This is a genomic window from Paraburkholderia bonniea (assembly GCF_009455625.1).
Taxonomy (GTDB): domain Bacteria; phylum Pseudomonadota; class Gammaproteobacteria; order Burkholderiales; family Burkholderiaceae; genus Paraburkholderia; species Paraburkholderia bonniea.
The window spans coordinates 414,299-426,156 of record NZ_QPEQ01000001.1; the positions used below are offsets into that span (position 1 = coordinate 414,299).

The window sequence follows — 11,858 nt, forward strand, 5'->3', positions numbered from 1 at the left end:
GGGCGTGGCTTGGCAATTCAGCAATTCGGCTGATTCAGGCGGAAATACGCTTCCAGCAGTGAGCTTTTGTACACCACGCCCAGCAACACGGGCTGCGTTACGCAGCGGATAACCGGCAAGCGCTCACCTTGAAACGCAAGGAAATGCTGCAGTGCTTCGCCTAACGACATGTCCGGTGTCAGCACATCGACATGCGGTTGCAGATAATCCGCTGCTGATTTCGTCGCGGTGTCGCGTGCATCGAGCAAATCAGACGCGATGTCCTTCAGCGCGACGACACCGCGAAACTGGCCTGCGGCATCGACGACATAAAGGTATTTCACCGGATATTCGAGAAACAACCGGGTCATGCTTTTCACCTCGGCATCAAGCGGCACCACCGTGCTGGCTGGTTGCACGAGTGCGCCCATCAGCGTCGCGGCTAGATGCAGGCGCTCTTTCTCGTTGCGCTGACGGCGCAGCGTGACTTCGTACATCGAGGTCTGTGCCGATGCTCGTGCGATAAAAAACGCCACCACACAAGCCAGCATCAACGGCAGCATGACCTGATAGCTCAGCGTCATTTCGAAGATCAACAAAATCGCCATCAGCGGCGCATGCGTGGCGGCAGCGAGGAACGCGCCCATGCCGACCATCGCGTAAGCGAACGGTGCGGACGTTGCCGCTGGCCAGATAGCGTGCGCCGCGAGTCCAAACAGGCAACCGGTTACCGCGCCCACGAATAGCGCTGGCGTGAAGGTGCCGCCGACCGCACCCGAACCCACCGTAGCGGCGGTGGCGATTATCTTGAAGAACAACACGGCGATGAGCACTTCCCAGGTCCACGCCTGATGCAGGATTGAATTGACGACTTCGTAGCCGTTGCCCCACACCTCGGGATACCCGATAGAAATCACGCCGACAATCAATCCGCCTAGCGCAAGACGGAACGGAAGCGGCAAAGGCAGTGCGGCAAAGCGCGTTTTTGCTGTTGCGAGCAGGCGCAAAAACTGTGGTGCAAGTACGCCGCAGATCAATCCCAGCAGCACGAACAACAGCACTTCCACGCCCGTCACCGCTGGGAACACTGGCATTTCATAAGTGGGCCGATACCCTGGAAACTGGCGCATCGTGATGTTTGCCACGACGGACGAGACCACGATTGGGCCGAAGCTTTCCATTGCGATGGAGCCGAGCACAAGCTCGGTTACGAAAAAGGCCCCTGCAATTGGCGCGTTATAAGCCGAGGTGATGCCGGCCGCTGCACCGCACGCGACGAGCAAGCGCAGACGTGGTGGATCGAAGTGAATCCAGCGTCCGATCAGCGATGCGCAGAGCGCTGCGAGTTGCACCATCGAGCCCTCGCGTCCGATAGAGCCGCCGCTGGCAATCGAGAGCAGCGATGACACGCTGCGCCAGAAACTTTGCCAGACCGGCACCACGCCATTGCCGAGCGTCACGACCTCCATATATTCGACGCAGCCAGGATCAGCCGCACGGCGCCGGGCGAGCAGCAAACACAGGCCTGCGATAAGGCCACCCACCGCAGGCAGGGCAACGCGCATGGGCCAGGGCAGATGGCGAGCCATCTCGACGAAGTCCCCGTGTGCGCCGCCAGACAGCCGTTGTAGCTCATCAATACTGAGGCGAAACGCTGCCGTCGCCAGCGCCCCAGCCACGCCGGCCACCACTGCCCAGACGAGCATGCTGTGCGAGTCGAAGAGGCGTAGGCGGAGTTGAATGCGGGTGCGTAGCGTGAGGAGAAATGAAAGCACTAGATAGAAGCCGTTGTCGTGCGAGAGGCGTGTCGATTGAACATGGTCATGCACTGCGTCCAAACCGGGACAGGAAAAATGTTCAGCTATGCGGAATAAAGCCAGCGGCGTTTGGTACGTCAGCGTTGAAGTCAGCGCTGACGCCTGGGGCTCAAGGAAAACCTGGCTATCGCGCGCCTGTTACAGGCCTGCCGCCGTTGCTGATCCAGCGCACCAGTTCGCTAAAGAGCGCCATAGTGGGCATCGCGGATAGGTCTATGGCGAGGCAGTGGCGATAGAAACGGCTAAGGTCCAGTCCGATGCCGAGACCTAGCACGTCGACTTTTCGCGCGGTTTCGTGGCGTGCAATCACGGCGCGCAAATGCTGCTCGAGATAGCCGGGAGCGTTGGCGAGGTCGGTGGCGCGATCCATCGGGCTACCGTCCGAAATCACGATCATGATGCGTCTGCGTTCGGGGCGCGCCAGCAAGCGCAGGCAGGCCCAGTCGATGGCTTCGCCGTCTACCCCTTCGCGGAACAGATCAGCCTTGAAGAGCGTGGCAATTCCGTTACGCGCTCGCCGCCACCGCGTAGAGGCTTCCTTGAACACCATGTGCGAGCGTTCACTGAGCCGTCCGGGGCGAGCGGGACTTCCGCGTGCCAGCCAGTCCAGCCGGGCGCGCCCGCCGTTCCAGGCACCGGTGGTGAAGCCCAGCACTTCGGTTGTCACGCCCGCGTGCTCCAGCGCCCGCACGAGGACATCGACCATTACGGCCACCGCTTCAATATGCGTGCGCATCGAGCCCGAGCAGTCGAGCAGGAAACTGATGGTGCAATCGGCTTGCAGCGTGTTTCGGCTGAGCAGAAACAGACGCTTTTCCGCCGGAGAACTGATGAGCTGGGCGAGGCGTCTGCCATCGAGCTGGCCGTGCTCTTCGCCAAACGACCAGCCATCGCGTTGCGGCAGCGCCAACGCAAGCCGTAACGCGTGGGATAGGCGAGGGAGGTTGAGGTGTTGCGTGGCGAGGTGTTCATCAAGCCGCTGCCGATACTCGGCAAGCATCACCGGGCGGATGAGCAAGTGCGGATGAAGCTCGCGGTCGTAGCGCGTGGTGAAAACCCGATAGCCCGTAGCGGAGGATGTCTTCCCGGCGTGCTTTACGTCATCACCATCGCCATCGCTAGCGGCGATCAGCGGTGTGTTGATATCGGCGTTCTCGAAGTCTTCGCCGTCGAACCATAGCGATAACGCGGTGAGGGTGGCCTCATCGGCGTTGCCCGTGGTGTGGTGGCCGGGTTTTTCCTGAGCGCGCGCTGCGTGGATCATGGCGCTCACGAGGCGTGCCATCTCCAGCGCATGGAGCGCGAAGGCGCTTTGCTCCGCTCGATGCCGCCGCAATCCCACCAGCGACGCGCCCAGCGTTGGCGTGATCGCTGCGCGTGTGGCCTCGATTAGCCCGTCGTTTTCTTCAAGCACCGGCCAGCCAGAAAGATGCGACCACGAAATTTGCGCGACGGTATAGAGCAGATTGCCGAGATGGCTTTCAGCCTGACCCGAGCGATAAAACCTGCGCGACCACGCTTCGAACTGATGCCGCAGATTGTCAGCCAGCCCTGGCATGCCTTGCGGCGTCAGACTTTCGCAACGCAATTGCTCCAGCAGTTCGAACACCAGGCGTTCGACTGGATCAGCCGGGCATAACCGGGCGTGGAGGTTCGCAGCGGAATGCATGAGGCGTAGCGCTGCGCCGTCGGTCACGCCGCGCAGTGTCTCAAGACGGCTGCTCTGGGTGTCGTGGCGCAGATGTGGCGCATGGAACGGCAGCGGGCGCAGGTCGCGGCACAGGCGGCCATCACGGTACTCAAGCGCGGCATCACCCGTGAGCGCGCGGACCGTCGCAGCACACAGGTTCTCGCGTCGTTCGCGGCGGCGCACCGCTTGCCGGTCCGTTGCCGGGGCCATTAGCGAGACTCCGTTTCCAGGTTTTTTTCTCCGGCAATTTCGTCCAGCTCAGTGCCGAAGCAGCGCTGGAAATACTCCGCGATAACCGGCCGCTCAGCTTCATCGCACTTGTTGAGGAAGCTCAGACGGAACGCGCGCGCGGGATCATGAAAAATCCGGCAGTTCTCTGCCCAGTCGATCACCGTGCGAGGCGACATGAGCGTCGATAGGTCGCCAGTCATAAAGCCTTTGCGCGTGAGTTCGGCCACGCTCACCATCGCTTCGAGCAACGCGCGGCCTGCGTGATCGGCGAGTTCCGGCACGCGTGCGAGCACGATCGCCATTTCTTCCGTTCGTGGCAGGTAATTGAGCGTAGCGACGACGTTCCAGCGATCCATCTGCGCGTGATTCAACAACTGGGTGCCGTGATACAGGCCGTTCAGGTTGCCGAGCCCGACGGTATTGGTCGTCGAGAACATACGGAAATACGGATGTGGGCGCAGCACGCGGTTTTGGTCGAGCAGGGTAAATCTGCCGTCGCGCTCCAAAAGGCGTTGAAGCACGAACATCACGTCTGGACGCCCCGCGTCGTATTCATCAAAGATCAGCGCGACCGGCCGCTGTAAAGCCCACGGCACGATGCCCTCCTGGAACTCGGTCACCTGCATGCCGTCGCGCACCACGACAGCATCTTTTCCAACCAGGTCGAGACGGCTGATATGTCCATCGAGATTGATGCGCACGCATGGCCAGTTGAGCCGGGCCGCGACTTGTTCGAGGTGGGTCGATTTGCCCGTGCCATGCAGCCCTTGCAGCATGACGCGGCGATTGTGGGCAAAGCCCGCGAGGATAGCGATGGTCACTTCCTGATTGAAGCGGTAAGCCTCGTCGATTTCCGGAACATGGTCGTCAGGTTCGCTGAAGGCCGGGACCATCAGCGCGGAATCAATGCCGAACAACGCGCGCACGGAAACCAGTTTGTCCGGCTTGGTCATGACGTTCTCGCTCACTTTTTCTCCTTCCTGACGGTTCGTGCACGAGATGCGGCACGCGGTTCGGCACGATCAGTCATGGTAATAAGTTTATTTTTTGGAAACAAATCATTCCGTTTAATGGAATTAAGTATTGACTGTGCCGGGATCTTAACCTAAGTTTCTCTGTGATTCGTTTTTCGGAACTATTTGTTCCGTTTTTAAACGCACGGAGAGCCCCATGAGCGAGCAAGATCCCGCACCCAGCCGTACCACTGTCCCAACCGGCGCACAGGCCATGACCCCGTCGGAAGCCTTCGTCGAAACCCTCGTCGCCAACGGCGTCACCGATATGTTCGGCATCATGGGCTCAGCCTTCATGGATGCGATGGACATCTTCGCGCCCGCTGGCATTCGCCTGATTCCGGTGGTCCACGAGCAGGGTGCGGGCCACATGGCCGACGGCTATGCACGTGTCTCTGGCCGCCATGGCGTGGTTATCGGGCAGAACGGGCCGGGCATCAGCAATTGCGTTACCGCTATTGCCGCCGCTTACTGGGCCCACAGCCCGGTGGTGATCGTCACCCCCGAGGCTGGCACCATGGGCATCGGCCTCGGCGGCTTCCAGGAAGCGCATCAGTTGCCGATGTTCCAGGAGTTCACCAAATACCAGGGCCACGTCACGCATCCCGCGCGCATGGCCGAATTCACCGGCCGCTGCTTTGACCGCGCGATGGCCGAGATGGGCCCCACTCAGCTCAATATCCCGCGCGATTATTTCTACGGCCAGATCAAGGCCACGATTCCCCAGCCACAAAAACTCGATCGCGGCCCCGGGGGAGAGAAAAGCCTGAACGCCGCCGCCGATCTGATCGCGCAGGCTCGCTTCCCCGTCATCATTTCTGGCGGCGGTGTGGTGATGGCCGATGCCATCGAGCAGTGTCAGGCCCTTGCCGAACGCCTGGGCGCACCGGTGGTTAACAGCTATCTGCACAACGATTCGTTTCCGGCGAGCCACCCGTTGTGGTGCGGCCCGCTTGGCTATCAAGGTTCCAAGGCGGCGATGAAACTGCTGGCGCAGGCCGATGTTGTGATCGCGCTCGGCTCGCGTCTCGGGCCTTTCGGCACCCTGCCACAGCACGGCATGGATTACTGGCCCAAAGACGCGAAGATCATCCAGATTGATGCCGATCACAAGATGCTCGGACTGGTGAAAACCATTTCGGTGGGAATCTGCGGCGATGCCAAGGCGGCTGCCATCGCGCTCAGCCAGCGTCTCGCTGGCCGCACAGTGGCCTGCGATGCCAGCCGCGACGAACGCGCGCGCCTGATTGCGGCAGAGAAGGCGGCTTGGGAGAAGGAGCTCGACGCGTGGACCCACGAGCGCGACGCCTATAGCCTGGACATGATCGAGGAGCAAAAACACGAGCGCCTCCCAGGTGGTGGACAGTATCTTCATCCACGCCAGGTGCTGCGTGAGCTCGAAAAGGCCATGCCTGACGATGTGATGGTCTCCACCGACATCGGCAATATCAACTCGGTCGCTAACAGCTACTTGCGCTTTAACCGGCCTCGCAGCTTCTTTGCTGCGATGAGCTGGGGCAACTGTGGCTACGCGTTTCCGACCATCATTGGCGCGAAGGTCGCCGCACCCGAGCGCCCTGCGGTGTCGTATGCCGGTGATGGAGCCTGGGGCATGAGCTTGATGGAAACCATGACCTGCGTGCGCCACGACATCCCGGTGACCGCCGTCGTGTTCCATAACCGCCAATGGGGCGCGGAGAAGAAAAACCAGGTTGATTTCTATAACCGCCGCTTCGTCGCCGGTGAGCTCGATAACCAGAGTTTTGCCGCGATTGCGCAGGCCATGGGGGCCGAGGGGATTGTGGTTGACCGTCTTGAGGACGTTGGGCCCGCACTTAAGCGCGCCATCGACTTGCAGATGAATCACCGTAAAACCACCATCATCGAAATCATGTGCACCCGCGAACTCGGTGATCCTTTCCGCCGCGATGCGCTCGCCAAGCCCATCCGTCTGCTCGATAAATACAAAGACTTTGTGTGAGGGTTTGAGTTAAGCCTTTTGAACGAGGCCCATGCCTTGCCCGCAATGGCGGGTAAGGCATGGGCCTCTATTGCGCTCTGCAAGCGCGTAAGCGCTGATGAGCGTGAGCTGCGCATGCGGGTATTCAATCAAGGCTCGAAGCAATCGGCTTATCTGGATGGGCTCGGCGATGAAGGCGCGTGCGTTTTAGTACGCTCAGCAGCGCAGCGAGCTGCGCCTCGAAAGTGCGGCTGATGGCCTGATGAAAGTAGTGACGAAAGCCGCCGTGATGCCTGAGTCTGATGCTGCGTGCCAGCTGCACGGAATCATGCCGCCGGCTCGGTGTCTGCATCGGCAAGAATCATGTCCGAGGCCTTCTCGGCAATCATCACGACCGGCACGTTGGTGTTGCCCGAGACGAGGGTTGGCATGATCGAGCAATCGATCACCCGCAAGCCACGGGTGCCATACACGCGCAGACGTTCATCGACGACTGCGAGCGGATCGTTTGCCACGCCCATCTTTGCCGTTCCCGACGGATGAAAGATCGTCTGACCATACTCGCGGCAAAACTGCAGCAACTCGTCGTCGGTTTGAGCGTCCGCGCCTGGCCTGATTTCACGTTTCATCAAGGCCGCCATCGGTTCGGCTGCAGCGACCCGGCGCGCGAAACGCACGCCTGCGATGGTTGTACGCCGGTCGAGATCGGTAGAAAGATAGTTCGGCTGTAGTGATGGCGCATCACGCATGTCGGTCGTGCGGAGGCGCAACACTCCGCGCGATTCCGGCCGCAACTGGCAAATCGAATAGGTGCAGCCCGGAAACGCATGAACCTCGCCGCCAGCGGCATCGGCCGATAGCGTCGAGAAATGGAACTGGACGTCCGGCGTTTTGGCCTCATCGGGCAGCGCGCGGCAGAACATGCCGCCTTGATTGATACCAACCGCGAGCGGTCCCTCCCGAAACAAAGCCCATTGCAGCCCCATCTGTGCCCGGCCACGCCAGGAGTGCAGCAAGTTGTTGGTCGAGATCGGCCGTGCCACCTCATAGATCAGGCGCACTTGCAGGTGATCCTGGAGGTTCTCACCGACACCGGGCCGGTCTGCCACGACAGGAATGCCGAAGTCTCTGAGCAACTGCGCCGGGCCCACGCCCGAGACTTGCAGCAATTGGGGGGACTGCAGCGCACCGGCGGCCAGCAGCACCTCTTTGTTGGCGTGGATCTCGGCGGTCTGGCCGTGCTTCAGATAGCGAATCCCGGTGGCCCGGGTTCCTTCGAAGAGGATTTTCGCTGCGAGTGCGCTGGTTTCCACATGCAGGTTCGGGCGGCGGCGCGCGGGCTTGAGATAGGCCACGGCGCTCGAACAGCGCCAGCCCTTGCGTGTCGTCAGTTGGTAATAGCCCACGCCTTCCTGGTCGCCGCTATTGAAATCGTCAACGGTACGCATGCCGATCTTGTTTGCAGCGCTGATGAACGCATCCACGAGTTCATGACGCTGCTTGATCGTCGAGGCCCAAAGCGGACCTTCCATGCCACGCGTAGCCGAGGCACCTAGTTCATTGTGTTCGAGCCGCCGGAAGTAGTGGAGGCACTCCGGCCAGCTCCAGCCGTGGTTTCCGAGCGCGCTCCAGTGATCGTAGTCATGTCGCTGGCCACGCACGTAGATCAGCCCATTGATTGAACTGCTGCCACCGAGGGTCCGGCCGCGTGGCCAGTACAACGCGCGGCCATGCATGTTGGGCTCAGGCTCGGTCTTGAACCTCCAGTTGTAGACCGGATGAAACATCGTCTTGCTATAGCCAATGGGAATGTGCAGCCACAGATACCGGTCAGTGGGACCGGCTTCGAGAAGACAAACCGAATAGCGGCCATTTGCCGAGAGGCGGTTGGCGAGAACGCAGCCAGCCGATCCCGCGCCGACGATGATGTAGTCGAAGCTTCGTGCCATCAGGAAGGTCTCCATTGCACTGGGTTCTTTGAGCGCCGGCGTGCCTGGCTCATTCGGTGCTCATTCGATATTCATTCGACGAATGAGTCGTCTCGCCTGCAGAAAAACCGGGCTACGGCCAAAGCAGCATTCAAGCGCGTATCCAGGCTGCCCCTCAACGGGATGACGTCTGCCGGATGCGGTGCCGGTGCAACGCTGCGCGGCCATTCGCCCAAGGCCAATTGCGTCATTGGAGACAGCATTAACTTCGGAACATTTCATTCCGAAAATATCAAGCTAACTGGTTAAAATACGCCGCTACACCCGGAGGCTGTCCGCTGCGGGCCGCTTCAGTACTACAACTGCCTTCTATTTTCCGGAACGGTTTCAATGAGCCTTGCTGATACTCCGACGCTGCGCGCGTTCGCGCTGCTAGAACATCTCGTCAATGCGGACGGTCCGGTTTCGCTCGCGGACATCGCTCAGGACACCGCGTGGCCGAAAGCCTCCCTGCATCGCATGCTCGCGTCACTCGAAGCGGGTGGCCTCGTGATCCGCGAGCCCGGTCAGAAAAATGCCTATGTGATTGGTCCGCGCCTCGCACAGTTAGGCCTCGGCGTGGTCATGCATTCAGGCGCACGGCGTTTGCGTCACGCGATCCTCTCGCGGCTCGTGGCGGATCTCGGGGAAACCTGCAACCTCACGATGCTGCATGAAACCGAAGTCATCTATCTAGACCGTATGGAAGCGCCGTGGCCGCTCCGGCTTGATCTCAAGCCTGGCTCGAAGGTGCCGGTGTATTGCACCGCCAGCGGCAAGTTGCTGCTAGCGACCATGCTCTCGCGCGAGCAGCGCTCGGCCATCGTGCGCGCGCTGCGCATTGAACGCTTCACGCCGAATACCATCACCGATCCCGAGATGCTCGAAGCCGAACTCGATCGCACTGCACACAAGCGCATCGGCATCGACAACGAGGAGTTTCTCGTGGGCATTGCGTGCGTCGCTGTGCCGGTCATGAACCAGGATGGCATCTGCGTCGCCGCGATTGCGGTTCATGCGCCGGTTTCGCGGGCACCGCTTTCGCGTTCGCTGGAGTTTGTGCCGCGCCTGCAAGAAGCCGCGCGGGAACTGTCCAGTACGTTTTAATCCGGGGGCTTAGGCCGGTTGTTTCGGGCGCTCCTTGCGAAAGGCGCGTTTGACCGCGATCAGACCGTCGCGGAACTCGAAGAGATCACAGCCTTCGGCCTCGATGCGCCAGCCTTCCGCATGCGTGCCGGTAAAAACCCATTCCGACACACCGCGTTCGCCCGCGACGTAGTGCCGCCCCTGTCCCCAGTGAGCATCGGGAAAGGTTTTAAATACCGCTTCAAAGGCGGCGCGGACGGCCTGGCGTCCAGTAAAGCGGGTGCCGTGGATTTCGTTGCCACCCGCTGTATCGAACACACAGTCTTCGGTCATAAAGCCCATCAGCGCATTGGCGTCGTGGCGGTTGAAGGCATGGGAAAAAGCCGCCAGGGTGTCGGCCGTCATCCTGGGCGGTGCGGTAAGCGTGTCGGTCATGGGTGTCTCCTGTCATCCAACGGGTATTGCCGCAAACCGATGGGTCATGCGGTGCGGCTTCATGGCTACGTTAAATAACTCCCCCGCGCTGCGGTAGTGCCAGATGCGCCGATTCGCTTAGGCCAGCGTGGTCGTCGTGGTGTGCCTGGCTGGGCCATGGCTTCACGCCTGGCGTTGCTGCTGACGCACCAGGTCGGCCAGCGCGCGCACGCCAGGTGCGATTTTTTCCAGTGTGATTGACGAAAACCCCATGCGAAAGCAATGGCGCTGCTCAAGCCCGGCCATGAAAAACACGCTGCCCTGTTCGATCAGAATGCCGTGCGCCTCGGCTTCAGCCGCGAGGCGTGTTGCGTCAAGCCAGCGTGGCCCTTCGATCCAGCTTGAAGCGCCCCCGGAGATCTGCGCGTGGCGGAACTCTGGCAGATAGGTGTCGAGCGCGGCATTGAGCGCTTGTGCACGTTCCTTGTAGGCAAGCATGAGACGCCGTAGTAACGCATCGTGATGACCCAGCGCGAGAAAGGCGGCGAAGGCGCGCTGGATATAAGCCACGGGGTGACGCACCATGAGCCGCCGCAATGCCCGCAATTCCTGAATGAGTGCGCGTGGACCTACGACATAACCGAGCCGTAGCCCAGGGGCGAAACTTTTGGACAGGCTTCCTACATAAAGCACACGATCAGCAGTATCGAGGCTCTTCAACGCGGGGTGCGGAGTGCCGGAAAAATTGTTCTCGCTTTCGTAGTCGTCTTCGATCACGACGAAATCGTGCTTCTGCGCTAGCTCCAGCAGCGCATGCCGGCGCTCAAGCGGCATGGTCGCGGTGGTCGGGCATTGATGGCTCGGGGTCACATAGACGTAGTCGCAGCGCGCTAGAAGATCGGCATCGAGTTCCGGCCGGATGCCGTATTCATCGACTGGAAGCGGCACTAGTGGGGCGTGGCGGTCGAGAAAAATATTGCGTGCGTCGGGGTAGCCCGGCTCTTCGAAACCGATGGTTGTGCGGCTGCTGGCCAGCAAATCTCCGATCAGATAGAGCGCTTGCTGCGCCCCCATGGTGACGACAATTTCATCCTGCATTGAGAACACGCCACGCCGTGGCAGCACGCGGGTGCGAATCTGCTGCACCAGCGTGTCATCGTCACGCTCGATCAGGTCTGGTGCCCAGTTGCGAATCTCCAGCACAGATAGCGCCTTCATACAGCATTCGCGCCAGTCGCTGGTCGGAAACAGCGTCTGGTCGAACTGGCCATACACAAAGGGGAATTCGTAGTTTTGCCAGTTGGCGGGCTTAACGATGTTGCGCTGCGTCGAGGGCAAGCGCGTCATGCGCTGAGACCAGTCTGGCTGCCCGGTCATGTCGCTGGCCGCAACGGCCTGCCGCGCGACAAAGGTATGCCGCCCTTCGAGCACGGCTGGATTGACGAAATAGCCGCTACGGGCGCGGGAGACTAAATAGCCTTCTTCGACCAGTTGCTGATAAGCGAGCACGACCGTATTGCGGGCCACGCTCAATTGATCGGCTAGTTCCCGGCTCGATGGCAATGCGGTGTCGGCGGCAGCCTGCCCGTCAAGAATCGCGGCGACCAGCATTTGCCTGATTTGCCCTTGCAAGCTGGCACCAGATTCAGCCGGACGCTGGAACTGCTGGGTCCACATTGCCGACGACATCCGGCTGGCCAT

At 60.8% G+C, this 11,858-nt stretch carries 8 protein-coding genes; 2 read left to right on the plus strand and 6 right to left on the minus strand.

Annotated features, from left to right (window positions below; all coding sequences use genetic code 11):
* Positions 1–17: 17 nt before the first annotated feature.
* From GH656_RS01770 to GH656_RS01780, 3 genes are all read right to left on the minus strand, one after another.
* Positions 18–1,754, minus strand: coding sequence for a ClcB-like voltage-gated chloride channel protein (locus GH656_RS01770; protein ID WP_153074315.1), 1,737 nt, complete (start codon positions 1,752–1,754; stop codon positions 18–20).
* Between the two features lie 166 nt (positions 1,755–1,920).
* A complete protein-coding gene (locus tag GH656_RS01775) occupies positions 1,921–3,696 on the minus strand; it encodes a cobaltochelatase CobT-related protein (protein ID WP_153074316.1) in 1,776 nt (591 codons plus the stop codon).
* Positions 3,696–4,670, minus strand: a complete 975-nt coding sequence (locus GH656_RS01780) for an AAA family ATPase (protein ID WP_174769765.1) — start codon at positions 4,668–4,670, stop codon at positions 3,696–3,698. Before GH656_RS01780 ends, GH656_RS01775 begins: the two co-directional genes overlap by 1 nt.
* Before the next feature lie 217 nt (positions 4,671–4,887).
* On the opposite strand from GH656_RS01780, the gene xsc reads away from it, so the two are divergent.
* Positions 4,888–6,711 (plus strand): sulfoacetaldehyde acetyltransferase, encoded by a 1,824-nt coding sequence (gene xsc, locus GH656_RS01785; protein ID WP_174769674.1) that lies wholly within the window; start codon positions 4,888–4,890, stop codon positions 6,709–6,711.
* Between the two features lie 305 nt (positions 6,712–7,016).
* Here xsc and GH656_RS01790 read toward each other — a convergent pair whose 3' ends face one another.
* Positions 7,017–8,639 carry a GMC family oxidoreductase gene (locus GH656_RS01790; protein WP_153074318.1) on the minus strand — a complete coding sequence of 541 codons (1,623 nt, stop codon included), beginning with the start codon at positions 8,637–8,639 and terminating at the stop codon, positions 7,017–7,019.
* 369 nt (positions 8,640–9,008) lie between these two features.
* Between GH656_RS01790 and GH656_RS01795 the strand changes: the two genes are divergently transcribed.
* Positions 9,009–9,764 (plus strand): IclR family transcriptional regulator, encoded by a 756-nt coding sequence (locus GH656_RS01795; RefSeq protein ID WP_153074319.1) that lies wholly within the window; start codon positions 9,009–9,011, stop codon positions 9,762–9,764.
* Positions 9,765–9,773: 9 nt separating this feature from the next.
* Here the strand turns inward: GH656_RS01795 and GH656_RS01800 are convergent, their stop codons facing one another.
* Entirely contained in the window at positions 9,774–10,178 is a 405-nt protein-coding gene (locus GH656_RS01800; RefSeq protein WP_153074320.1) for a nuclear transport factor 2 family protein, read from the minus strand.
* Between the two features lie 162 nt (positions 10,179–10,340).
* On the minus strand, positions 10,341–11,858 hold the full coding sequence (gene pdxR, locus GH656_RS01805) for a MocR-like pyridoxine biosynthesis transcription factor PdxR (protein WP_153074321.1): 1,518 nt from the start codon (positions 11,856–11,858) through the stop codon (positions 10,341–10,343).